This window comes from Micromonospora sp. NPDC049903 (assembly GCF_044460945.1).
Classification (GTDB): Bacteria; Actinomycetota; Actinomycetes; order Mycobacteriales; family Micromonosporaceae; genus Micromonospora.
Genome location: NZ_JBITKL010000007.1, coordinates 33,746 through 57,976 on the forward strand (window position 1 = coordinate 33,746; position 24,231 = coordinate 57,976).

At 72.4% G+C, this 24,231-nt stretch carries 20 protein-coding genes; 7 read left to right on the forward strand and 13 right to left on the reverse strand.

What is annotated here, in order from left to right:
* Positions 1 to 39 precede the first annotated feature (39 nt).
* Positions 40 to 501 (forward strand): MarR family winged helix-turn-helix transcriptional regulator, encoded by a 462-nt coding sequence (locus tag ACIBO1_RS13980; RefSeq protein ID WP_396745551.1) that lies wholly within the window; start codon positions 40 to 42, stop codon positions 499 to 501.
* Between the two features lie 98 nt (positions 502 to 599).
* Here the strand turns inward: ACIBO1_RS13980 and ACIBO1_RS13985 are convergent, their stop codons facing one another.
* The 7 genes from ACIBO1_RS13985 to ACIBO1_RS14015 form a co-directional block, all read right to left on the reverse strand.
* Entirely contained in the window at positions 600 to 2,696 is a 2,097-nt protein-coding gene (locus ACIBO1_RS13985) for a DUF6351 family protein (protein ID WP_396745554.1), read from the reverse strand.
* Positions 2,697 to 2,922: 226 nt separating this feature from the next.
* On the reverse strand, positions 2,923 to 3,807 hold the full coding sequence (locus tag ACIBO1_RS13990) for a PaaX family transcriptional regulator C-terminal domain-containing protein (protein WP_396745557.1): 885 nt from the start codon (positions 3,805 to 3,807) through the stop codon (positions 2,923 to 2,925).
* A 71-nt stretch (positions 3,808 to 3,878) separates the two neighbouring features.
* Positions 3,879 to 4,673 (reverse strand): IclR family transcriptional regulator, encoded by a 795-nt coding sequence (locus tag ACIBO1_RS13995; RefSeq protein ID WP_396745560.1) that lies wholly within the window; start codon positions 4,671 to 4,673, stop codon positions 3,879 to 3,881.
* Positions 4,674 to 4,697: 24 nt separating this feature from the next.
* Positions 4,698 to 5,663 carry a PDR/VanB family oxidoreductase gene (locus tag ACIBO1_RS14000; RefSeq protein WP_396745563.1) on the reverse strand — a complete coding sequence of 322 codons (966 nt, stop codon included), beginning with the start codon at positions 5,661 to 5,663 and terminating at the stop codon, positions 4,698 to 4,700.
* A complete protein-coding gene (locus ACIBO1_RS14005) occupies positions 5,660 to 5,878 on the reverse strand; it encodes a hypothetical protein (protein ID WP_396745566.1) in 219 nt (72 codons plus the stop codon). The genes ACIBO1_RS14000 and ACIBO1_RS14005 overlap by 4 nt, the downstream gene beginning before the upstream one ends.
* Positions 5,875 to 6,918, reverse strand: coding sequence for a Rieske 2Fe-2S domain-containing protein (locus tag ACIBO1_RS14010; protein WP_396745569.1), 1,044 nt, complete (start codon positions 6,916 to 6,918; stop codon positions 5,875 to 5,877). The genes ACIBO1_RS14005 and ACIBO1_RS14010 overlap by 4 nt, the downstream gene beginning before the upstream one ends.
* A 73-nt stretch (positions 6,919 to 6,991) precedes the next feature.
* A complete protein-coding gene (locus ACIBO1_RS14015) occupies positions 6,992 to 7,738 on the reverse strand; it encodes a FadR/GntR family transcriptional regulator (protein ID WP_396745572.1) in 747 nt (248 codons plus the stop codon).
* Between the two features lie 357 nt (positions 7,739 to 8,095).
* Between ACIBO1_RS14015 and ACIBO1_RS14020 the strand changes: the two genes are divergently transcribed.
* The gene (locus tag ACIBO1_RS14020; protein ID WP_396745575.1) at positions 8,096 to 9,682 is read left to right on the forward strand and encodes an alpha/beta hydrolase-fold protein; all 1,587 of its coding nucleotides are present in this window, start codon (positions 8,096 to 8,098) and stop codon (positions 9,680 to 9,682) included.
* An 83-nt stretch (positions 9,683 to 9,765) separates the two neighbouring features.
* On the opposite strand, the gene ACIBO1_RS14025 is transcribed toward ACIBO1_RS14020, so the two are convergent.
* Genes ACIBO1_RS14025 through ACIBO1_RS14035 form a run of 3 tightly spaced genes read right to left on the reverse strand, consistent with a single transcriptional unit; the run spans position 9,766 to position 12,960 of the window.
* Positions 9,766 to 10,842, reverse strand: a complete 1,077-nt coding sequence (locus ACIBO1_RS14025) for a zinc-binding dehydrogenase (protein WP_396745578.1) — start codon at positions 10,840 to 10,842, stop codon at positions 9,766 to 9,768.
* Complete coding sequence (locus ACIBO1_RS14030; RefSeq protein WP_396745581.1) at positions 10,839 to 12,257, reverse strand: aldehyde dehydrogenase family protein; 1,419 nt, start codon at positions 12,255 to 12,257, stop codon at positions 10,839 to 10,841. Before ACIBO1_RS14030 ends, ACIBO1_RS14025 begins: the two co-directional genes overlap by 4 nt.
* Positions 12,258 to 12,294: 37 nt before the next feature.
* A complete protein-coding gene (locus ACIBO1_RS14035) occupies positions 12,295 to 12,960 on the reverse strand; it encodes a TetR/AcrR family transcriptional regulator (RefSeq protein WP_396745584.1) in 666 nt (221 codons plus the stop codon).
* A gap of 129 nt (positions 12,961 to 13,089) precedes the next feature.
* Here ACIBO1_RS14035 and ACIBO1_RS14040 point away from each other — a divergent pair, with 129 nt between their 5' ends.
* The 3 genes from ACIBO1_RS14040 to ACIBO1_RS14050 all read left to right on the forward strand — a co-directional run bounded on the left by ACIBO1_RS14040 (position 13,090) and on the right by ACIBO1_RS14050 (position 16,104).
* Positions 13,090 to 14,265 (forward strand): acyl-CoA dehydrogenase family protein, encoded by a 1,176-nt coding sequence (locus tag ACIBO1_RS14040; RefSeq protein WP_396745587.1) that lies wholly within the window; start codon positions 13,090 to 13,092, stop codon positions 14,263 to 14,265.
* A gap of 17 nt (positions 14,266 to 14,282) precedes the next feature.
* On the forward strand, positions 14,283 to 15,467 hold the full coding sequence (locus ACIBO1_RS14045; protein ID WP_396745590.1) for a macrolide family glycosyltransferase: 1,185 nt from the start codon (positions 14,283 to 14,285) through the stop codon (positions 15,465 to 15,467).
* Positions 15,468 to 15,606: 139 nt separating this feature from the next.
* Positions 15,607 to 16,104, forward strand: coding sequence for a GNAT family N-acetyltransferase (locus tag ACIBO1_RS14050; RefSeq protein WP_396745593.1), 498 nt, complete (start codon positions 15,607 to 15,609; stop codon positions 16,102 to 16,104).
* 54 nt (positions 16,105 to 16,158) lie between these two features.
* Here the strand turns inward: ACIBO1_RS14050 and ACIBO1_RS14055 are convergent, their stop codons facing one another.
* The 3 genes from ACIBO1_RS14055 to ACIBO1_RS14065 all read right to left on the reverse strand — a co-directional run bounded on the left by ACIBO1_RS14055 (position 16,159) and on the right by ACIBO1_RS14065 (position 20,818).
* Positions 16,159 to 18,021, reverse strand: a complete 1,863-nt coding sequence (locus ACIBO1_RS14055; protein ID WP_396745596.1) for an adenylyl cyclase — start codon at positions 18,019 to 18,021, stop codon at positions 16,159 to 16,161.
* Between the two features lie 240 nt (positions 18,022 to 18,261).
* On the reverse strand, positions 18,262 to 19,722 hold the full coding sequence (locus tag ACIBO1_RS14060; RefSeq protein ID WP_396745599.1) for a PepSY-associated TM helix domain-containing protein: 1,461 nt from the start codon (positions 19,720 to 19,722) through the stop codon (positions 18,262 to 18,264).
* A gap of 97 nt (positions 19,723 to 19,819) precedes the next feature.
* On the reverse strand, positions 19,820 to 20,818 hold the full coding sequence (locus ACIBO1_RS14065) for a helix-turn-helix transcriptional regulator (RefSeq protein ID WP_396745602.1): 999 nt from the start codon (positions 20,816 to 20,818) through the stop codon (positions 19,820 to 19,822).
* Between the two features lie 63 nt (positions 20,819 to 20,881).
* Here ACIBO1_RS14065 and ACIBO1_RS14070 point away from each other — a divergent pair, with 63 nt between their 5' ends.
* Together ACIBO1_RS14070 and ACIBO1_RS14075 are read left to right on the forward strand one after the other, a co-directional pair.
* The gene (locus ACIBO1_RS14070) at positions 20,882 to 22,078 is read left to right on the forward strand and encodes an epoxide hydrolase family protein (protein WP_396745605.1); all 1,197 of its coding nucleotides are present in this window, start codon (positions 20,882 to 20,884) and stop codon (positions 22,076 to 22,078) included.
* A gap of 448 nt (positions 22,079 to 22,526) precedes the next feature.
* Positions 22,527 to 24,098, forward strand: coding sequence for a Na+/H+ antiporter (locus ACIBO1_RS14075; RefSeq protein ID WP_396745608.1), 1,572 nt, complete (start codon positions 22,527 to 22,529; stop codon positions 24,096 to 24,098).
* Positions 24,099 to 24,231 lie beyond the last annotated feature (133 nt).

Genomic DNA, 24,231 nt, shown 5'->3' on the forward strand with positions numbered 1-24,231 from the left:
GAAAGTCAATTATTGGTGAGGCTTGCTATCATCGTCGCCGTGCCCCCTCCCGAGAGAGCCCGACCGGCCGACGGCCTGCGGGACAGCGTGCTCGGCCGGGATCTGAGCTTCCTGCTGGTGCGCGCCAACGCGCTCACCCTCGCCGCGGCCAACGCCGCCCTGGCCGAACACGGCCTGAAGGCCCGCTCGTACTCGGTGCTCGCGCTGGCCGCCGACGACACCCGCCCCACCCAACGGGAGCTGGCCGAGTTCCTCCGGCTGGACCCGAGTCAGGTGGTGGCGCTCATCGACGACCTGGAGAAACGCGGCCTGGTCGAGCGCCGCACCGACCCCGCCGATCGACGCGCCAACGTCCTGGTCGCCACGGACGAGGGGCGCGAGCTGTTCGCCCGCGCCCAGTCCTCCGCGCACGCCGTGGAGCTGGGGTTGCTGGCCGCGGTCACCCCCGAGGACCACGCCCGGCTGGCGCAACTGCTGCGCCTGCTCGCCTTCCCGGACTGAGCCGGTGCCGGACTGAGCTGAGTCGGTACCGGACGGAGCTGGGCCGGACCGAGCCGGTGCCGGGCGACGCCGGATGACGTCGCCCGACACCGGTGCGCTCAGAAGCGGATCCAGGTGCCGGTCAGCGGGACCTGACCGACGCCGGGCCGGGACCAGTCACAGACCCCGTCCGGGAAGACCGCCCGCAACCGCTGCCACTGATCGTCGGTGAAGTCCACGCCGTACGCCGCCCGGTCCAGCGGCGCGAGCCGGCACTTGAGCACGGCGGAACTGGTCGGCCCGCCCGCCTCCACGCGCGGGTTGCGGTGGAACGGGAAGAGTTGGTTGCACCGTGCCTCCGGGTCGAGGGTCAACGTCTCCACGATCCGCTGTCCGTCCGCCGCGACGCAGTGGTCCGCCAGCCCGGCCGGCCGGGACAGCCGGGTCAGTGCCGTCTCGTCCAGGTGCGGCCGGCTCGCCGCCAACGCCGTCCGGGCGGTCAGCCAGGAGTCCATGTCGACCAGTGCCTGCGTCTGGCTCGTCGACGCGGGCGCCCCGGACGCGCTGGTGACGCTGATGTGGTTGTCCGCGTGACCGTTGGCCGCGAGCAGCCGCTCCCGCATGGTCCAGGAGCGGAAGCGGTCGTGGAAGTCACCGCTCGGGTCGGTGTAACCACGGGTCTCGATGATCGGCGTCCACCGCAGACCACCGTCGAACTGGTTGACGCGCCCGGTCGCGTACGCCACCTCGATCGCGTCGACGTTCGCCGAGGTGCGGTGCGGGGTGCGGTTGCCCTCCACGTCCAGGCCACCGATGCCCTCGTTGAGCCGGACGAACTGCTCCGGACTGATCACCCCGGCGTCCAGGGTCCGCAGCCCGTACTGCACGCCGACGGTGTCCGGGATGATCGGCCGCCCGGCGCCGGTGGCCGGGTCGACGCCGTACACGTTGGCGATGAAGTCCGCCATCGCGCAGCGGATGCCGTCCGGGTTGGTCACCGGGTGGTAGCGCAGCCCGGCGGGGACGTGGTTCGGGCAGGTGGCGGGCCAGTCGACGCTGTCGAAGTTCTGGTAGCCGCCGCAGGTGTTCGGGCTGGCGAAGCCGGTCACCGCGGTGCGTTGGGCGGTGGACAACCCGGCAGCCGGGGCCGCCTGGGTGATGAACCGGCACTCGTGCCCGGTGAGGGTCACCGAGCGTTCGTCCGGGTAGCCGATCTGGCCGATCACCCCGTCCAGGATCCCCGGGTACGCGTTGGAGATCAGCAACTGCTGCATGGTGCCGGCCGAGCCGCCCCAGCCCATGGTGAACAGCGGTACGCCGTACGACTCGACGAAGTGCTCCTTGACCATCATCGCGGTCTCGGCGGAGGTGACGTCGTTGCAGTTGTTGGCGAAGACGTTGAACGTCGCGCTGGCCACCGCGTAGCCCCTGCTGAGCAGGCTGTGGTTCAGCACCCCGCCGGTGCTGGTGGCCTGGGTGTAGCCGATGCCGCAGGCACCGCCGAAGGTGTAGACCAGCCGGTCGTTCCATCCGTCGGTGGTCGTCCACGGGTCCGGCGGCGCGGTGCCCGGCCGGTGCAGCAGGGCGATCTCGTACACCGCGCGGTTGATGGTGCCGCGCTCGACCCGGACCACGTACGGCACGGTACGGCCGTCGCTGGTCGTGGTGGTGGCCACGTCGGCCGGGAGCGGGCCGTCCGGCAGCGCGACGAAGCTCCCGGCGGTGGTGCGGTACTGGTAGGTGACCCGGGGCTGCGCCACGTGGCAGTCCGCGTCCACCGGGCCCAGGTTCCACGGGTTGCCCGACGCGGTGCAGAACAGCGGGATGTGCGGGCCGGAGATGACCGGGCCGGCGGCCGGATGGTTGCGCAGGGTCAGCGTGGCGCGGGGCCGGCCGTGGCCCTGCCCGTTCGCGCGGACCTCGAGTTCGTTGGCGCCCAGCGCCAGCCCGTCCACGAGACCGAGCAGCGTGCGCTTGTCGTCGGTGGCCCGGAACCGGTCGGTGACGTCCCGGCCGTCGAGCCGGATCTTCACGTGGTGCGGGGGTACGGTGCGCGGCACCGCGACGCGCACCAGCGCGTCGCCGCCGCTGACGGTGTCGGCCCGTCCGGACAGGACGGTCACCTCGAAGGCGCGGTCGGCGGGACCCGCGTGGGGTGGCGGTGCGGCGAGGGCCGGTGCGGCGGAGCCGGCGAGTAGCGCCGCCGTGGCGGCCACGGCCAGCGCTCCCTTCCATGATCGTGGTCTGGTGCGCTCCTGAGGTCGATCGGTGGGCATGACGGGACCCCTTTCAGCCGGAGACGGACGGCTGGACCTGCTGGTCAGGCACGTGTGGCGAACATAATGCGAAATCTGATCGCGCGTCAACGATTCTGCATCGTATCTATGGATGGCGAAGATCGGCCGCGTCGTCGCCTCTGCTCAGCCCCGCTCGGGAGTCCGGTCAGCCCCGCTCGGGAGTGCGGACGAGTTCCTCGAAGCGCTGCTGCGCCGGCTCGGCCAGGGCCTGCGCGGTGCGCAGGAACATCACCCGTGCCTGTGCCCGGGGAAAGGACGCCGGCAGGAACCGGGCCGGCAGGTCGGGATCGTCGCCCAAAAGCGCCCGCCAGTCGTTGACCAGCTCGGTCCGCGCGACCAGCGCCGCCGACGGGCCCAGCGCACCGGCCTCGGCCCGCCGCGCCACCGTACGGTGGCGTTCCAGGAATCGCTGGTAGCCGTCGGCGAGCACGTCGATGCGCCAGGCTGCCTCCAGCCGGGCGCGGGTGCTCGGCAGCAGCTCGAAGTCCCGCGAGCGCAGCACCACGGCGTCGGTGACGCCCAGCTCGCCGAGCTGCTCGTGCACCTCGTCGAACCGGTCGTGCGGGGTCACCCAGGTCGCGTCGTACAACGGCCAGAACGTCAGCCAGCGCAGCCGGGCCCGCAGCAGCCGGCGCTGGTTCGCGTCGTCCAGCGGCAGCGTGAAGGCGAGCAGCGTCCAGATGCCGTCCCAGTCGTCTGAGTCGCTGCTGGCGAAGATGCGCCGGGCACCCCGGCGCAGGGTCTGCGACGCCGACTCGGTCAGCCGGTAGCTGGTCCGCCGGCCCTCCTTGGTGCGTTCGAGCATGCCGCGCTGGGTCAGGCGGGCGAGCGTGGCACGGGCGTTGGCCGGGGCGATGCCGAACTCGGCGAGCACCGCGACCAGCCCGCCGGAGGGCAGCGGGGACCGGCCGGCGTGCCAGTGGTCACCGAGCAGCGTCACCAGCAGCCGCTGCGCCCGGGCCCGACCCACCGCCGCCCGATCCGACGGCGTGGTGGGCTCCGGCTGCCGCACCCGGCCCTCGGTCAACACGGCGCGCCACCGGGCGCTCCGGTCGGGCCGGGACGACGGGCCGGAGAGGCGAGAACACGCACCCGGACAAGCTACTGCGTACGGGGACGTCGGGGTAACGGCCCCGGCCGGGTCGACGCGGACGGGCGACCCAGTGCGCGGGAGACCACCCGCCCGGCCGCCTGCACCAGCGGCGCCAGCGCCAGCGGATCGGCCCGGTCGTACGCCACCACCAGCGAGATCGCAGCCACCACCCCGTCCGGCCCGGCGATCGGCGCGGCGACGGAGAGGGCGTCCATGGTGACCTGCCGGTCGCTGATCGCGTACCCGGCGCGGCGGATCTCGGCGAGTTGGCGGCGCAACCGCACCGGGTCGGTGACGGTCAGCTCGGTGTACCGCGTCAGCGGCGCGGCGAGAACCCGCTCCTGCACCTGCGCCGGTGCGTGCGCCAGCAGCACCAGCCCGACACCGGTGGCGTGCAGCGCGAAGCGACCGCCGACCCGGGTCAGCACCGGCACCGCGTGCCGTCCGGCGATCCGCTCGATGAAGACGAGTTCGAGGTCCTGCCGGACGGCGAGCTGGACGTTCTCGTGGGTCACCTCGTACAGGTCCTCCAGCACCGGCAGCGCCAGCTCGCGCAGCCCCAGCCCGCGCGGCGCCAGCGAACCGACCTCCCACAGGCGCAGGCCGACCCGGTAGCGCGCGTCGTCACCCCGCTCCAGCGCGCCCCAGGCCACCAGCTCGGCGACCCGGCGGTACGCGGTGGGCAACGGCAGCTCGGCCCGCCGGGCCAGTTCGCTCAGGGTCAGCGCCGGCTCGCCGGGGCTGAACGCGTCGAGCAGCGCCAGCACCTTGCTGGTGACCGAGCGTCCGGGCCGTGCCTGCACCCCGCCATCATCCCCGTCGACCGGTCACAGCTCCAGCACGAGCCGCCGGGTACGCGCCCGGGACACGCAGATCAGCATGGTGTCCCCGGCGGCCCGTTCCTCCTCGGTGAGCAGGCTGTCGCGGTGCTCCGGCACACCGTCGAGCACGGTCGTCTCGCAGGTGCCGCAGGTGCCCTCGCGGCAGGAGGAGAGCACCTGCGTACCGGCCTGCTCCAGCGCGGCCAGGATCGAGGTGTCCGGCGGTACGTGCACGGTCCGGCCGGAGAGCGCTAGGTCGACCTCCACGGCGTGGTCGCCCGTACCGGCCGGTGCGCCCGTACCACCGGCCTGCACCGTCGGGGCGAACCGCTCGACGTGCAGCCGGCCGGGCGGCCACGCTCGGCAGCGCTGCTGCACCGCGTCGATCAGCCCCTCCGGCCCGCAGCAGTAGACGACCGCGTCGTCCGCGTCGCCGATCAGCGCGTCCAGGTCGAGCAGGCCCGCCTCGTCCTGCGGATGAAGCCGCACCCGGTCGCCGTACGTCTGCCGCAGGTCGGCGGCGAAGGCCATGGTGCTGCGGCTGCGTCCGCCGTACACCAGCCGCCAGTCGGCACCGGCGGCGTCGGCGGCGGCGACCATCGGCCGGATCGGGGTGATGCCGATGCCTCCGGCGAGGAAGAGGTAGCGGTCGGCCTCGACCAGCCGGAAGGCGTTGCGCGGCCCGACCACCCGGACCGTCGCGCCGGGCAGTAGGCGTTCGTGCACGTGCCGGGAACCGCCGCGCCCGTCCGGCGCCAGGTGCACCGCCACCTGGAGCGAAGTGCGGTCGGCCGGGTCGCCGCAGAGCGAGTACTGGCGTACCAGTCCCGACCCCAGGTCCAGGTCGACGTGCGCGCCCGGGGTCCAGCCCGGCACCTCGCCACCGTCCGGGCGGCACAGCGTCAGCACCACCACGCCGGTGGCCACCGCCTCCCGGCCGGCGACCACCAGCGTCGTCTCCGTCGCGGTCATGCCGGCACCACCGCCCGCTGCGGCGGGGACGGTACGGTCGCCGTCGGTGGCCGGTGGTCCCGGGGATGGGCGAGCAGCCACTCCCACAACGGCACCGGCTCCTCGGCGATCCGCTCGGCACCGCAGTGGCAGATGCCGCGCAGCGTGTCGGTGCCCGGCAGCCAGTGGATCCGATAGACCCGGTCGCCGGTGAGCCCGCCGGCCGGCGCGGTCACCGGGGCGCCTCCACCGTGGACGACTCGACCATCCGGGCGAGCAGCCGTCGGGCGGCCAGCCCGCCGGTGTCGATGTTGATGCTCAGTTCCTGGTAGCGCTCCGGCTCTGCGGCGATCACCCGCTCCAGGATGTTCAGGGCGGTGACGTCCTGCATGACCACGGTGTGGTTGCTCTGGTGCAGGTACTCGCTGACCGACTCGTCGTCGACGGCGAAGTCCCGGGCCACCGCCCAGAAGTCGTACGTGGTGTGCTCGGTCGACGGGGTGATGGCGTACACGATCTCGGCGTGGAACGCCTGGTCGTCGTCGCCCTGGGCCGGTGGGTAGACGCCCTGCGGGGCGATCCGGCTGTGCAGCAGGTAGAGGCAGGGCGGGTGGTACTCGATGTCCTGCCAGCGGGTGATCCGGCCCTGGATGCCGGTCGAGCGGGCATAGAAGGGCGGGCACGCCGCGTCGTCCATGTGCCGGCTGACGTAGACGACGCCCCGATCCTCGTCCACCTCGGTCGTGATCGGGGTGTCCGCCACCTCGGGTGTGCCGATGTAGCCACCGTGCAGGTAGGTCTCGTGGGACAGGTCCATCAGGTTGTCCACCAGCAGGCCGTACCGGGCGTCCAGCGGCGCCATGCCGCGTACCGTCGTGTAGCGCGGGTCGCCGAGCCAGGGCGCGCGGGGGATGGTGGACGCGTCGGCCCGGTCCCGGTCGCCGATCCAGACCCAGACCAGGGTGTCCTGCTCCACCACCGGGTACGCGGCCACCCGCGCGGTCCGGGGGATGCGCTGCTGCCCGGGTACGAAGACGCAGGCGCCGCTCGGGTCGTAGGTGAAGCCGTGGTAGCCGCAGACCACGGTGTCCCCGTCGAGGCGGCTCTCCGACAGCGGGTAGCGCCGGTGCACACACCGGTCGGCGAGCGCCACCGCCGTGCCGGACTCGGTGCGGTACAACACGAGCGGTTCGCCCAGCACGGTACGGGCGAGCAGGTCCCGCCCGACCTCGGTGCTGAACGCGGCCACATACCACTGGTCACGTGCGAACGGCATCCGGACCTCCTGTCGACGTACGACGGTCAGTCGGATGGTCCCGGGCGCGGCCGGTCGGTCGGGAGTCGCCTTCTCACTCAGTGCAAGTCGGGGCGGTCGCGTCGGCGGTGCCGATCGCGTCGCGTACCTCCTCGACGAGTTCCCGCATGGCGGTCTCGGCGCCCCGGGCGTCCTCGGCCGCGACCGTGTTGGCGACCTGCTCGTGCAGGTCCAGGGCGACCGGTCGGGGGCACTTGGGCATCAGCCCGTGTTCGGTCCGGCCGGCGAGCACCTCGGCGATCACCCCGGTCAGCGCGGTGAACATCTCGTTGAGGCAGGCCTGGAGCAGCAGCGCGTGGAACTCGACGTCGGCGGCGAGGAACGCGTCGAGTTCACCGGCCTCGCCGAGTTGCCGCATCCGGGCGGCCAACGCGCGCAGTCGCTGTCGCTCCTCGGCGGTGGCGTGCCGGGCTGCCCCGGCGGCGGCGAGTGGTTCGACCGCCACCCGCAGGTCGGTGAGCGTCCGCAACTGCGCGGCGCGGCCGGGCCCGTCGAGCCGCCAGCGGATCACGCGCGGGTCGAGCACCCGCCACCGGTGCATCGGCTGGACCACCAGGCCGACCCGGCGACGGGAGGCCACCAGGTGCAACGACTCCAGGATCCGCATCGCCTCCCGCATCACGGTCCGCGAGACGCCGAAGCGTTGCTGTAACTGCTCCAGGGTGAGCGCCTGTCCGGCGACGTGCCGACCGCTGGTGATCTCCAACCCGAGAGCGTCGAGCACGGCGTCGTGCAGCACCGGCGCTGCGGCCCGCGCCGCGTCGCGTGTCGCCTCGCCCATCAAGGATCCCCGATCACTCGCCTGCCCAGAGACTAGCGCGCCGCGTGCCGGCGGCCAGGTCGGCGCGGGGCGGATCGGCGGCAAAAGGTGTCACCAATGTGTTTACAAAGATATCACCTTTGTGTGACGATCACGTTAATCAGCAGGTGGAGCGGCACGACGGGCCCGGTGCGACCCCGCACCGCACCGGGATCGGAGCGCCCTGGCGCGCCGTCCGGCCCGTGCCGGTCCTCATCGGACTGTCACGGACCGGTCACACACCAGGGGAGCGATGGACTCGTCAGCACCCACCACTGGTCGCCCGTGCGACATCCCCGGGAACAACCGGGCGACCAGCCGATGAAGGGAAACGCACACATGCCCGTTGCTCATCCTCAAGCCGCGCCGACCCGCCGGCTGCGCCGCGCGCTGGCCGTCTCGGCCGTCGCCGGGCTGACGGTCGCCTCCGGAGCCCTCGCGGCTCCCGCGGCGTCCGCGGCCCCCGCCGCCGACCTCGGACCGAAGGTCGTGCAGACCAACCAGGCCCCCACCGGCCACTCGGTCACCTTCCGCTACCAGGCGCCCGCCGGTGTGCAGTCGGTCCAGATCTACGGCGAGTGGTGGTTCTCCCAGCCCGAGAGCGTGACCTGCGTGGGCTGCGGTGACGCCCGCACCGGCGCGCAGTGGCAGCCCGGCGACATCCTCGCCGACCCGTGGCGTCCGCTGCCGATGCAGCAGGGACGCGACGGGGTGTGGACGTTCACCACGCCGCTGCCCTCCGGCACCTTCCGGTACGCGTTCACCCACGACTGCGACAGCCCGACGGCCAGTGGCTGCACGCTGCACCCCGACCCGGCCAACCCGCTGGAGGTCACGCCGCACGCGACCGCCCCGGGTGCGCTGCTCAGCCGGGTCTACGTGCCGAACAGCAAGCGCTTCCCCACCTACGACAACAGCTACCAGGCGCCGGTCGCCGCGAACAAGGCCGGCAAGCTGGAGCAGCGCTGGTACGACTCGCCGCTGTCCACCAACCCGGTGGGCAAGCACGACGTGGTGGTCTACCTGCCGCACGGCTACGACGCCAAGCGCGCCACCGCGTACCCGACGCTCTACCTGAGCCACGGCGGCGGCGGCAACGCCACCGACTGGACCATGGAGGGCGTGGCCCACGAGATCCTGGAGAACGCGATCCGGGACCGCAAGGCGCTGCCGATGGTGATCGTCTCGACCGACTTCAACGGCCTGCCCGACGGCAACCAGGGCTACGTCGACGAGCTGCGGAACAACGTCATCCCGTTCGTGGAGAAGAACTACCACGTCTCCACCCGCGCCGAGGACCGCGCCTTCGGTGGTCTCTCCGCCGGTGGCGCCCGCGCCATCACGCTGCTGTACGACAACACCGACCTGGTCGGCTACCACGGTGCGTGGGGCGCGGCCGGCGGTGCGGTGAACCCCTCCGCGGAGCAGGTGGCGCGGATGAAGTCCGTGTCCGGCGGCATCCACGTCGGCACCGGTCTCCAGGACTGGCTGATCAACATCGCGCCCGACTCGGTCGCCCGCACCGAGAACTGGCGTGCGGCCGGCGTCGAGGTGACCGAGTTCAACATCGACGGTGTGCACGTCTGGGACGTGTGGCGGCAGATGCTCAACGACTACCTGCGGACCGTCGCGTTCCGGAGCACCACCGTCGACTTGGACGTCGAGTCGATCCGGGCCGGCAACTCGCACCGGTACCGCATCATCGCGACCGCCGAGGTCGCCTCGGTGACCACCAGTGACCGCAAGCCCTCCGGCAAGGTCGACTTCTACGCGGGCGACAAGCGCCTCGGTTCGGCGACCGTGCGCAACGGTGTCGCCGAGTTCAAGGGCAACGTCAGCGGCCCGCTGACCGAGCCGGTGACCGCCCGCTACCAGGGCGACAGCCTCTACAACACCGCGCAGAGCAGCCCGGCGCAGGCCGGCTGACCTGACGCACCCGACCGGTCCGTGGTGGCACTCCTCCGAGGGATGCCATCACGGACCGTCGTCGTCCACCGGCCCGGAGGCGCTCAGTCGAACTGGACGACCGTTCGGGCGCCTTCGCCCCGGGCCATCCGGGCGAACGCCGCCGGCACCTCGTCGAGAGTGGCCCGGTCGGTGACCAGGTAGCTCAGGTCGAGCGTGCCGTCGAGCACCGCCCGCGCCAGCTCCGGCACGTCCCGGTCGGGGTCGGAGGATCCGTAGACCGAGGAGCGCAGCGTCCGCGCGGAGTGGAAGATGTCCAACGCGCTCAGGCCGACGATGTCCTCCTTGCCGCCCATCCCCACCACGACGACCTGGCCGCCCCGGCGGGTGCTCTGCCAGGCGCTGCGGATGGTGGCGGACCTCCCGACGCACTCCACCGCGTGGTCGACGCCCCGACCGCCGGTCAGCCCCCGGACCGCGCGCACCAACGAGTCGTCCGCGAGCAGGAAGTCGGTGGCGCCCGCGGCGGCGGCCAACTCGGCCTTGGCGGGGGCGACGTCCACCCCGATCACCACACCGGCACCGGCCGCGCGGGCGGCGGCCACCGCCGACAGCCCGACCCCGCCGAGACCGATCACCGCGACCGAGTCGCCGGCGGCCACCCGCGCGGTACGCCGCACCGCGCCGACCCCGGTGAGCACCGCGCAGCCGAGCAGCGCGGCGGCCGGGAACGGCAGCTCCGACGGCACCACCACGGCGGCCTCCTGCGGCACCAGCACCTGCTCGGCGAGCGCGCCCAGCCCGAGCGTCACGTGCAGCGGCCGACCGTCCACGGTGTGTCCCCGGGCCACGGCGGCTGCGCCGTTGCGCCGGCACAGCCAGGGCTCGTCGCGTCGGCAGAACCAACAGGACCGGCACGCCGGTGCCCAGTTGAGAACCACGTGGTCGCCGGGGGCGACCCGGTCCACGCCGTCGCCGACCGCCTCCACCACGCCGGCCGCCTCGTGTCCGAGCAGCAGCGGGTACGGCGCGGCCAGGGTGCCGTTCGCCATGGACAGGTCGGAGTGGCACACGCCGGAGGCCCGGATGCCGACCCGTACCTGCCCGGAGCCGGTCTCGGGCAGCTCGACCGGCTCCACCCGCAGCGGCGCGTCGGCGGCCCGGGCCACCACGCCCCTCACCGTTGGATCGCCTTGATCTCGCAGAACTCCGCCAGCCCGTGGCTGCCCAGCTCGCGCCCGAGACCGGACTGCTTGTAGCCGCCGAACGGGGCCATCGGGTTGAACGGCGCCCCGTTGATGTCGACGGCACCGGTCCGCAGGCGCCGGGCCACCCGCAGCGCCCGTTCCTCGTCGGCGGACCAGACCGCGCCGGCCAGTCCGTACCGGGAGTTGTTGGCGACCGTGACCGCGTGGTCGTCGTCGTCGACCGGGATCACCGCCAGCACCGGCCCGAAGACCTCCTCCTGGGCGAGAGCACTGTCCGGGTCGACGTCGGCGATCACCGTCGGGGCGACGAAGAAGCCCCGGTCCGGCACCGGGGCGTCCGGCCCACCGGCGACCAGCCGGCCACCGTCGGCCAGCCCCCGGACGACGTGCTCGCGGACCCGGTCCCGCTGCTGCGCCGAGACCAGCGGACCGAGCCGGGTGGCCGGTTCGAGGGGATCGCCGAGCTGGTAACCCTCGGTGGCCTTGGCCACCAGGTCCAAGGCCTCGTCGTAGCGGGCCCGCTGCACCAGCATCCGGGTCCACGCGGTGCAGGTCTGCCCCGAGTTGAGAAAGGCGTTGCCGACACCGACCTTGACGGCGGTGGCCAGGTCGGCGTCGTCGAGGATCACGTTGGCGGACTTGCCGCCGAGCTCCAGCGCGACCCGGGCGATCCGGTCGGCGGCCAGGTGCGCGACGCGCCGACCGGTGGCGGTCGAGCCGGTGAAGGAGACCAGATCCACGTCGGGGTGCGCGGCGATGGCCTCGCCCACCACCGGACCGGTGCCGGTGACCAGGTTGACCACGCCCGGCGGCAGGCCCGCGGCGTGCACGGCGTCGAAGAGCAGATACGCCGTCAGCGGCGTCAGCTCGCTCGGCTTGAGCACCACCGTGCACCCGGCGGCCAGCGCCGGCGCGAGTTTGGCCACGACCTGGTGCAGCGGGTAGTTCCACGGGGTGATCGCGCCGACAACGCCCACCGGCTCCCGCACCACGAGCGTGTTGCCGACGGTCTCCGGCGCGGGTGGTCGGGCGGCGAGGTCGACGTAGCTGCGCAGCACGGTCAGCGGCAGGCCGGTCTGTACCCGGGTGGCGACCTTGAGCGGGGTGCCGAGTTCCCGCACGACGGTGCGGGCGATGTCGTAGGCGCGGGCGGTCAGCTCGGCGTGCAGCCGGTCGAGGTGGGCGGCCCGGTCCGCCGGGTCGGTCGCCGACCAGCTCCCGAACGCCGCGCGGGCGGCGGCCACCGCCCGGTCCACGTCCTCGGCGGTGCCGGCCGGTACGGTCGCGACGACCTCCTCGGTCGTCGGGTCGTGCACCTCCAGCGACTCTCCGCCGCCCGGCGTGACCCAGCGCCCGTCCAGGTAGAAGTCGGTCCGTGCGAGATCCATGCGGCCCTCACCTCGCCTAGCAGTGGAAGTTTCGACCCTAGTACGCCTCGTCGGTCGGCGGGAGGGGTGACAGCGGGCCCACCGTGCGTTCGTAGCTGCGGGACAACCCCTCGATCAGGGCGTCCAGGCCCAGCGTGAAGGCGCCCTCGTCGACCTGTTGCTGGTGCTCGGCGAGCCGGTGCGCCTGGCTCAGGTGCGGGTACTGGTCGGCGTAGAGGCTCGGATCCTCGACGAAGCCCCGGGCGAACGAGCCGAGTGCCGAGCCGGTCACGAAATACCGCATCAGCGCGCCGATGTGGGTGGCCCGGGCCGGTGGCCAGCCCGCCGTGACGAGTGCGCCATAGACGGTGTCGGCCATCGCCAGCGCCGCCGGTCGGCGTCCGGGTCCCTGTGCCAGGTGCGGCACGATGTTCGGGTGGGCGGCCAGGGCGGCGCGGTAGGTGTGGCCCCACCGGCGTAGCGCCACCCGCCAGTCGGCCGTGCCGAAGTACGAGACGTCCACCTGGCCGGTGATGCTGTCGGCCACCGCGTCGAGGATCGCGTCCTTGGTGGCGAAGTGGTTGTAGAGCGAGGGGCCCCGGACGCCGAGTTCGGCGGCGAGGCGACGGGTGGAGAAGCCGGCCAGCCCGTCGGCGTCGATCAGCGCCACCGCGGCCTCGACGATCCGCTCCCGGCTGAGCAACGCCTGTCGTGGCCGGGGCATGGGCTTCCTCCTCGGGTCGGTGCTCTGTGGCGGAACTCTGCCACACCGCAGGTCTGGACAGCCGAAAACTTGCAGCGCTAGTTTAAACGCAGAGACGTCACCAGCCCAACCGAAAGGACGGGTGCGCACATGGACTTCGGACTGTCCGACGAGGAACGGGCCATCCGCGACACCGCCCGCGACTTCATCACCCGCGAGGTCATGCCGCTGGAGCAGGAACTGCTGCGCCGGGAACGGGCCCACCAGCCCGGCCTGGAACGCGCCGAGCTGCGCGAGTTGCAGCTCAAGGCGCGTACCTTCGGCTTCTGGGGCCTGGCCACCCCGCAGCGGTACGGCGGCATGGAGCTGCCCGCCGTCGTCCAGTCGCTGATCTGGACCGAGATCGGCCGTACGTTCGTGCCGTTCCGGTTCGGCGGCGAGGCCGACAACATCCTCTTCCACGCCACCGACGAGCAGCAGAAGGAGTTCCTGCTGCCGACCATCGAGGGGGAGCGGCTCTCCTGCTTCGCCATCACCGAGCCGGGCGCCGGCTCGGACGCGGCCAACATCCGGTTCCGCGCGCGCCGCGACGGTGACGACTGGATCCTCAACGGCGAGAAGACCTTCATCACCGGCGGCAACGACGCCGACTTCGCCATCGTCATCGCGGTCACCGATCCCGAGCGGGGCGCCCGCAACGGCGGAGCGACCGCGTTTTTGGTGGACCGGGCGATGGGCTGGCGGTCGGAGTTCATCCCGACGATGGGCGAGGGTGGGCCGGCGTCGCTGGTCTTCGACGACGTACGCGTGCCGCACCGCAACATCCTCGGCGAAATCGGCCAGGGCTTCGCCCTCGGCATGGAGTGGATCGGCAAGGGGCGCTACACCATCCCCTCGCATGCCGTCGGCAGCGCCGAGCGGGCGCTGCGGATGGCGATCGAGCACGCCAACACGCGGGAGACCTTCGGCACGAAGATCGGCGCCAACCAGGCCATCCAGTGGATGATCGCCGACTCGGAGACCGAGCTGGAGGCGGCCCGGTGGCTGATCCTGCGTGCCGCCTGGACGGTCGACGCGGGTCTGGACCCACGGCACGCCTCCTCGATGGCGAAGCTCTACGGCGCGGGCATGGTCAACCGGGTGGTGGACCGGGTGCTCCAGATCCACGGCGGCATGGGCTACACCCGGGAGCTGCCGATCGAACGCTGGTACCGGCAGGTGCGGCTGTACCGGATCTTCGAGGGCACCGACGAGATGCAGCGCCTGATCATCGCCCGCGACCTGCTGCGCGGCTACACGAAAATCGGCGGGCATCTGGCCGGATAGTCGTCAGAATCGTCGGCATGCCCGCACCCCGTCATATCGCCATGATCGGCAGCACCGCGCCGAGTCACGTCTATCCCTCGCTGGCCCTGATCCGGGAACTCGTCGACCGGGGCCACCGGGTCACGTACGCGGTCGGCGCACCGCTGACCGACCTGGTCGCGTCCACCGGCGCGGAGCCGCTCACCCATCCGACGATCCTGCCGCAGGGCGACACGGCCTGGCCGGAGGACCCGGGTACGGCGATGCGGGTCTTCCTCGACGAGGCCGTGGCGGTGCTGCCCCGACTGACCGCCGGCTACGACGAGGACCGACCGGACCTCGTGCTGTACGACATCGGCGGGCTGGCGGGGCCGCTGCTCGGTGCCCGGTACGGCGTACCGGCCGTGCAACTGTCGCCCGCGATGGTCGCCTGGGACGGCTACGACGAGGACATGGCGGAGTTCTACACCGCCCTGCGTGCCTCGGAGTCCGGGCGCGACTACTACGCCACGCTGGAGCGGTGGCTCGCCGACAACGGCGTCGAGCAGGACGGGCACGCGTACCTGAGCCGCCCGTCGCACGTCCTCGCGCTGATCCCCGAGGTGATGCAGCCGTACGCCGACCGGGTGTCGCGGCAGCGGGTACGTTTCGTCGGCCCGTGCCTCGACCCCGCCCGGCTCGCCGAACCAGGCTGGACGCCACCGGCCGACGGGCGGCCGGTGCTGCTGGTCTCCTTCGGCACCGCGTACAACGATCAGATGCCGGTCTATCGCGCGTGTCTGGACGGGTTCGCCGACTCCCGCTGGCACGTGGTGCTCGCGGTCGGCGACAAGGTGGACCCGGCCGCGGTGGGGCCCCTGCCGGACCACGTCGAGGTGCACCGTCGGGTACCGCAGGTGGCGGTGCTGACGCACGCCTCGGCGTTCGTCACACACGCCGGGATGGGCGGCTGCACCGAGGCGCTCTGGTGCGGCGTACCCACGGTGGCGATCCCGCAGGCGGTGGACCAGTTCGCCAACGCCGACCGGCTGGTCGCGGCCGGGGTCGGCCGACTGCTGCCGGCCGAGGAGGTCACCGCGCAGACGCTGCGTACGGCCGTGGACGCGGTCGCCGACGACCCGGAGCTGCGGCGTCGGCTGGACACGGTCCGGTCCGAGGTGCAGGCGAACGGCGGGGTGCGGCACGCCGCCGACGCGGTCGAGACCTTCCTCGCCTCCCGCTGACGCCGTGGCGGTGCGCGGGTGATCGTGGCGGGGCGTGCTTCATCGTGGCGGTGTGGCTGTTCCCGGGGCGGCGTGTCGAACAGCCACGGTGCCACGATGATCGGGGCGAGGGTGCCTCACGAGGGGGAGTGGGAGTCTCATGGCCGACGTCGGGCTTCGACCGATGGGCAGTGGGGACGCTGAGCGGGTGTTGACGATCTACCAGGTCGGGTTGGACGGCGGGCAGGCCAGTTTCGAGACCGTCGCGCCGAGCTGGGCCGCCTTCGACGCCGGTCGGCTGCCGGCGCACCGGCTGGTCGCGGTGGACGCCGACGACGTGGTGCTCGGCTGGATCGCCGTGTCGCCGACCTCGACCCGGGCGGTGTACGCCGGGGTGGTCGAGCACTCCGTCTACGTGGATCCGGCCGCCCAGGGGCGGGGCGTGGCCCGGCTGCTGCTCGACGGGTTGATCGCCTCGACCGAGGCGGCCGGTGTCTGGACCATCCAGTCCGGCGTCTTCCCGGAGAACGTCGCCAGTCTGGCGCTGCACCGGCGGGCCGGCTTCCGCGTCGTCGGCACCCGGGAACGGGTGGGCCGGCACCACGGCCGCTGGCGTGACGTCGTCCTCCTGGAACGCCGCAGTCCGGTCGTGATGTAAGGAGGGGTCCCCTGCTATGCACCAGGCGTTAGCAGGGGACCCCTCCTTACACTCCTACGGGTACTGGCGCAGATAGACGGGTGCGCCGACGCGGTCCATGTCGGCGGCCTCGCCCACCCCGTTGACCACGTGGTCGATGGTGCCGGCGCTGAGGTTCACCGTCATGATGTGGTGCAGCCGGACTCCCGGCCGCACCGGCACCTCGAACCCGTTCTCGGTCCGGATCGACGGGTTGTTCTGGTTGAACACGTACACGCCGCCGCCGAACAGGGTGTGGTGGCGTACCCGGTCGGCGACCTTGTAGCCGGCCCACCCGTTGACCGTGCCGTTCATCCAGTCCGCCTGCGTGGGCGGGTCGTACGGCAGCTCGTTCTGATAGAGGACCGTGGTGCCGTGCTCGCCGTTCCAGACGGTGTTGTACCGCTGGAAGTGCTCCACGAACAGGCCTGTGGCGGTGACGTGGTCGCCGTTGATGACCGCGCCGTACCGTCCGGTGTTGGTCCGCCAGCGGTCGGTGTCGCCGTTGACCCCCTCGGCGAAGCCCTCGACACCGTGGTCGCCGCGCCACACCCAGGTGTGGTCGATCAGGACGTGGTCGCTGTTGACCTCCAGCGCGGTGTCGGTCTTGCCGATGTGCGGCCCGCCGATGCGGAAGTACACGTCGGAGAGCGTGGTCGGGTTCTTCGGCGTGCTGTGGTCGCGGCCGTGCTTGCGGCCGACGCGCAGCAGCACCGGCGACTCGGTGAGGCCGGCGTCGATGGTGACTCCGGCGACGACCACGCCGGGCACCCCGGCGACGTCGAGCGGTACGGCTCCCTTCACGGCGGTGAGCGTGGCGTGCCCGATGCCGAGCACGACCGTGTCGGGACGGCGCACCTCGATGCTGCGGGCCACGTCGTAGACGCCGGGGGTGAGCAGCAGGTGCTTGCCCCGGGCGAGCTGCGAATTGATCGTCTGCACCGAGTCGGACGGCTTGGCGACGAAGAAGTCACCGATCGGGATGGTGCGTCCCGGCGTCAGCCCGTTGGCCCAGGTGATGCCCCGGGTGTCGCGGCGGGCGGCGGGCACCCGGACCTGGTACTTGCCCTTGGCGTCGACGAACAGGTACGGCTTCTCCCGGCTGACCGGCGTGGTGTCCAGGGTGGTGTACGGCGGGTCGGGGAACCCGGCGTCGTCGGGCGCGCCCACCACGCCGGAGAAGACCTGGTTCCACACCCCGTTGGACCAGCTCTCGACCTCGCTGTTGCGGGTCAGCCACTGCTGCTGCGAACCGTTGGTGGTGGCCGGCAGCCGGGAGTCGGCGATGAAGCCGCCGCTGGCGTACTGCGGCCCGTTGGTGCAGTAGTCCATCAGCGACAGTCCACCGCCGCTGATGTCCAGCCGACGCATCGACACCGCCTGGGAGACCGCCCAGAAGTTGGCCGAGGCGCGGCAGTCGTCCTGGCCGGCGGCGTTGATGCGCAGCGACAGGTTGGACAGCGTGCGCCAGAAGTTGACCAGCGCGATGCAGTTGCCGGTGCCTCCCTCGGTCAGGCACCGGTTGTACGCCTCGATCTTGCCGTTGATGACCACGTCGGTGGGGGAGGCGCCCAGCCCGGAGATCTCGGTGTAGTAGCCGACCTTGATCTGGAGCGGCTGCGCGGCGGTGCCGTAGCTACCCGGCCGGAACAGGTACGCGTGCCGGGTGGTGCCCATCTCGTTGTCGACCTGGGCGGCGTGGGCCGCGTCGAGGGTGGCCTGGATCCGGCTGACCGGCATGCTCGGGTCGAAGATCGTGACGTTCGGCCCGAAGTTCGGGGTGACCGGGCGGGGCGGTCCCGCGCCGGCCGGGGTGGTGATGGTGACGGCGGCGGTGGTCAGCACGAGGCCGAAGGCCAGCGCGCGACCGAGCCGCCGGCGGTGTGGTCGAGTCGGCATTCGTTCGTCCTTCCCGTCGGGGCGGCGCGATCTCCGGCCCGACGACGCGGTGGACCCCGTGAGAGCGCTCTCTCGGCGGGGCGGACTTGTATCACGGTGTGAAGAATCAGGGGTCGAGATGTTTCTACCCCGTAACCGCGCTGCGCGCCATGGTCGGGACGCATCGATTTCCGTGGGCGTCCACCACGTGGGCCCGCCGGGCGCCGTCCCGGCCGGATTTCCCGACCGGGACGGCACAGCTCACCGCGTGACGGGTGACGCGGTCCGGCCGCGCCGCCGGGCGGCCAGCCCCAGGATTGTGTCGACGACCAGGAAGCCGAGCAGTGGGATACCGAACCACGGCAGCGCCCAGCCCAGCGCGACGGTGACCGGTACGCCGACCAGCAGCACCCACAGCGGCAGCCCGCGCAGACCGCCCCGGGCGGGTGGCGCACCGGCGAACGCCCGCCGGTCGGTGCGGGTGGGGCGGCGCTGCCACCACATCCGGTAGCCCCAGACGATGACGCAGAGCAGGCCGACGGCGAGCGCGGCGAGCAGCACCTGGTTGACCACACCGAAGAGCAGACCCATGTGCGCCTGTACGCCGAGCGCGCTCACCTGTGCCAACAGCGGCCAGTCGGCGAAGTCGAGACGGGCGGTCACCGTACCGTCGGCCGGGTCGACGGCCACCTGGTCCAGGTTCACCGGCCAGGTGTTGTCGGACTGGGCGACCGTCCAGGCGCTGCCCGGCTCGCCCGGGGTGATTGCGATCGGCCCGTCCAGACCGGCGGTGCGAGCGGCGGTCGCCACCCGGTCGAAGGCGGCCGGGTCGGCCGTCTCCGTCGGCGCCCCACCGTGGTGGTGCTCGCCGCCGGAGTCGGCCGGTACGCCGGTCAGGCTGGTCGACAGCGCGGGACGGCCGGCGTCCAGCGCGTCCAGGCCGGCGGCGAAGTTCCCGCCGGCGAACCGGGACCAGGTCAGCCCGGTGGCGGAGAGCACGAGCAGACCCACCGTGAGCCAGACTCCGACGGTGGCGTGCCAGCTCCGGGTACGCCGGACGCCCTTGCCGGCGGAGATCTCCGGCACCAGCATGTGCGTGGCCCGGCCGCGTCCGCCGCGCCGACGCCACCACAAGGCGATCCCGCCCAGCGCCAGCACCCAGAGCCAGCTCGCGGCGATCTCGGAGTAGTGCCGTCCGAGGTCGCCGAGGTGCAGGTTGCGGTGCAGGTCGTCCAGCCAGGTGGTGGCCGGCGTGGACCCGAACCAGGTGGTCAACTGCCCCCGCACCTGCGCGGTGTACGGGTCGACGTAGACGGTGTGCTGCCGGTCGCCCAGCTCGGGCAGCGCGAACACCACCCGGGTGGTGTGCTCACCGCTGCCGGGGGAGACGCCGAACAGGCTGCCGTCCGGATGGGCGGCCCGCGCGGCGGTGATCTGCTCGGCCAGCGGCCTCGGCTGGTCGCCGACCGCGGCGACGGTCAGCTCGTCGCCGTAGAGGATCCGGTCCAGTTGCGGAGTGACGGTGTACGCCAGACCGGTCAGGGCGGCGACGACCAGGAACGGCGCGACCAGCACGCCCGCGTAGAAGTGCAGGCGAACCAGGAGCGCGGCCAGCGGTGAGAGACGTCGTTGCGGGCGGGCGGGCGACGGCTCGACGGCGGGCTGACCCGGGCCGGGCGTGGAGTCCGGTGTGGAGGCACCGGAGACTTCGGTCAGAGACATGGCTTTTCCGATCGGACTAGAAGGTCTTGCTGCGGACGCGCCCGTGCCCTTCGGGTCGGTGTTGCTGCCGTCGCCCGGTTGCCCGCCGCTCAGCCCTCTAGTCGGACGCCGGGCCGTCGCGGTTCCCGCCGTCGTCGCGGTCGTCGCCCGGCACGCCCCGGTGGCAACGATCGCCCAGTTCGCGCAGGGCGGTCACCAGCTCGGGTGGGCCGGGCACGGTGAAGTCGACGCCGAGCACCGCGATCATCCAGGCCAGGTCGGCGGCCGTCTCCGCGCCGAGGTGCAGCAGGCAGCGGCGCTCGTCGACCGCCTCCACCGCACCCATGCCCGGCCAGACCCGCTCGGCCACCACGGCGGCGGGGGCGTGCATGGTGACGGTGACCCGGACGGGGTACGGCCCGGTGGACAGCGTCCGCGCCAGGTAGGCGCTCGCGTCCACGTCGGGCAGCTCGCGGGCGACGAACCGGGGCCCGGTGGGCGTACGCGGACGCAGCCGGTCGACCCGGAAGGAGCGCCAGTCCTCGCGGTCGACGTCCCAGGCGACGAGGTACCAGTACCGGCCCCAGCTCACCAGCGCGTGCGGCTCGACGGTGCGCCGGGACCGGTCGCCGTGATGACTGGTGTAGTCGAACCGCAGCCGCTCCCGCCGGTGACACGCGTCGGAGACGGCCACCAACACGTCCGGGGACACCGTCGGGCCGGGGCCCTCGGCGCGGACCGTGGCGCGGTGCAGGCCGCTGACCCGGTGCCGCAACCGGGACGGCAGCACCTGCTCCACCTTGTGCAGGGCGCGCAGCGCGGTCTCGCCGATGCCGCTGACCGCGCTTGCGGTGGCGGTCCGCAACCCGATCGTCACGGCCACCGCTTCGTCGTCGTCGAGCAGCAGCGGCGGCAGCGCCGCCCCGGCACCGAGCCGGTAGCCGCCGGTGCCCTGCGTGGCGTGCACCGGGTAGCCCAGCTCGCGGAGCCGGTCGACGTCGCGGCGCACGGTCCGCGCGGTCACCCCGAGCCGCGCGGCCAGCTCCGCGCCGGACCACTGGCGGTACGTCTGGAGCAGCGACAGCAACCGGAGCAGGCGTGCGGAGGGCGTCGACATGTGATCGAGGATGCCACCGGCTTAGGACCGGAACTGACCTAACCGGCTCCTAGCGTCGACCCCATGACCGACGACATCGTCCCGTTCCGCCTGGACGTCCCGCAGTCCCAGCTCGACGACCTGCACGCCCGGTTGGCCGCGACCCGCTGGCCCGAACTGCCCGACGTCGGCTGGACCCGAGGCGTACCGGTGGATCACCTCCGGGACCTGGCCGAGCACTGGCGTACCCGCTACGACTGGCGCACCCACGAGGCGGAACTGAACACGCTCCCGCACCACCTCACCGAGGTCGACGGGCAGCGGCTGCACTTCCTGCACGTACGCTCACCCGAGCCGGACGCCACCCCGCTGCTCCTGCTGCATGGCTGGCCGGGCTCGTTCCTGGAGTTCCTGGACACCATCGGGCCGCTCACCGACCCGCGCGCGCACGGCGGCGACCCGGCGGACGCCTTCCACCTGGTGATCCCGTCGCTGCCCGGCTTCGGCTTCTCCGCGCCGCTGTCCGGGCCGGGCTGGGGCAGCGAGCGGATGGCCGGCGCGATGGTCGAGCTGATGGACCGGCTCGGCTACGCCCGCTACGGCGTGCAGGGCGGCGACACCGGCTCGTACGTCGCCCCGGCGATCGGCCGGCTGGCCCCGGAGCGGGTGGTCGGCGTGCACCTCAACGCGCTGCTCACCTTCCCCTCCGGGACCGAGGGCGAACTCGACGGACTCACCGACGTCGAGCAGGCCAGGCTGGACGCGCTGAGCGCCTACAACGACGGGTACCTCCAGATCCAGGCGAAGTCACCGCACACGCTCGCGTACGGGCTGCACGACTCGCCGGTGGGCCAGCTCGCCTGGATCGTGGAGATGTTCCACCGGCTGACCGACCGGCCCGCCGACGGGCACCTCGACGACGTGATCGACCGGGACCGGCTGCTGACCAACGTCACCCTGTACTGGCTGACCGGCACGGCAGGCTCCGCCGCCCAGGTCTACTACGAGGACATCACCGCCGCCGGTTGGTCCGACGCCGCATTCGGGGACGCCGCCTCCGGGGACGACGCGGCGGGCGACTGGGGCGTGGGGGAGCGGTCCACCGTGCCGGCCGGGGTGCTGGTGTCCCGCTCCCGCGACGTCACCATCCGGCGACTCGCCGAACGCGACCACCACGTCGTGCGCTGGGCCGAGTACGACACCGGCGGACACTTCTTCGCCCTGGAGCAGCCGGACCTCTTCGTCGCCGACCTGCGCACGTTCTTCGGCACGCTGCGCTGATCGCGGGGGTCACGCTGCGCTGATCGCGGGATTCACGTCTGCGGTCCGACCAGGCCGTTCCCGCCCGGAACAGCCGATCGGCGGTAGCCCCCATCCGTGTGGATGGGGGCTACAGCGGCGGGCTGACATACAGCAGGGCGGGCCCTTTCGAGCTGAGAGCGAAAACGGATCGGAGGTAGGCGGCAACGGCAACGGCTATGGCAACGGCCATGTCGCACGGGTCCAGCGGTGCGATAGCGCAAACGGTTCAGCTCGACAGGCGCCGAAGGAGGTACCCGGGTCGAAGCCCCCGCAGGCCGCGACGGCCGCATCGACGCCTGCTGGCGCTGGCCCGGTTGACTGCCAGGGTCGGTAAGTCGATCTCTTCGGTGGGACGGGCCATCGGCTGAATCCGCCCGAGGCGGCCGTTCGGCGTACCACCATGTGGTGGGCGACGAACGGGGGCGACGTGAGCGAGCTGCTGCTGATCATCACGTTGGGCGTCACCGTGCTGGTCGGCACCACCGTCGGCGGTCGCTACCGGGTCGCGCCGCCGGTGCTGCTCATCTGCATGGGCGCGCTGCTGGCGCTGCTGCCGCCGCTGTCGCACGTCATCCTTCCCCCCGAGGTGGTGCTGCTGCTGTTCCTGCCGGCCATCCTCTACCGGGAGAGCCTGACCACCAGCCTGCGCGAGGTCCGAGCGAACATCGTGGTGATCACTCTGCTGGCGGTCGGGCTGGTCGGCGTCACGATGGTGGTGGTGTCACTGGTCGCGCAGCGCTTCGGCGTCGACCCGGCGGTGGCCTGGGTGCTCGGTGCGGTGCTCGCCCCGACCGACGCCGCGGCCGTCGCCGGTCTGGCCAAGCGGATGCCCCGGCGCCTGCTCACCACGCTGCACACCGAGAGCCTGATCAACGACGGTACCGCTCTGGTGCTGTTCGCCGTGGCGCTCGGGCTGCTGGGCGGCGGCGCCGCGCCGACCGTGTTCGAGCTCGTGGAGCGGGTCGGCCTGTCGTTCCTCGGCGGCATTGCGGCCGGTCTGCTGGTCGGCACCGTGGTCATCCTGATCCGCAAGCGCCTGGACGACCCGTTGCGGGAGGGCGCGATCAGCGTGCTCACCCCGTTCGCCGCGTTCTTCCTCGCCGACGTCGTGCACGAGAGCGGCGTACTCGCGGTGGTGGTCTCCGGGTTGATGCTGACCGCCGCCAGTCCTCGGGTGGTCCGGGCCCGGTCCCGGGTGCTGGCGTTGTCGTTCTGGGACCTGACCACCTTCCTGATCAACGGTGGACTCTTCGTCCTGGTCGGCATGCAGATCCCTCGGGCGGTACGCAGCGTCACCAGCGTGTCGCTGCCGCGTGCGCTCGCCATCGCGGTGGTGGTGGCCGTGATGCTGGTGGCGGTGCGGATGCTCTGGCTGCACCTGACCGCTTTCGTCGCCCGGTTGGTGGATCATCGAGCGGCCTCGCGCAACCGCCGGGTCAACTGGCGGATCCGTACCGTCGCCGGCTGGGCCGGGTTCCGAGGCGCGGTCTCGTTGGCGGCGGCACTCGCGGTCCCGCTGAGCATCGACGGCGACCAGGTCCCGGAACGAGATCTGATCATCTTCTGCGTGGCCACGGTGATCCTGCTGACCATGCTGGTGCAGGGCACCACGCTGCCGCTCCTGCTGACCTGGGCAGGGCTCACCGGCGACCCGGAACGCGAGGACGAGAGCCGGCAGGCCCGGGTCCGCGCCACCCAGGTCACCCTCGACGCGTTGCCGGACATCGCCGAGCGGATCGGCACCGATGCGGACATTCTGCGGCGGCTCCAGGACGAGTACGCGGGGCACCTCGACGCGGCCCAGGCCGAGCCGGAGGACGAGACGGCCGCCGCCCAGGAGGCGGAACGTCGGCTACGGCTGGCCGCGTTGGACCACAAGCGCCGCGAGATCACCCGGATGCGCGACGCCCGGGAGATTGACGACGTGGTGCTGCGCGAGTTGCAGGCCCGGCTGGACGTCGAGGAGATCCGCCTGCTCGGGCCGCACACGCTGGAATGACCGCGCGCCGAGTGCAAGGAAGGGTCCCCTGCTAACGCCTGGTGCATAGCAGGGGACCCTTCCTAACACCGCACCGCGCCGCACCGCGTACCGCGCCGCACCGCGTACCGCGCCGCACCACACACCGCGCCGT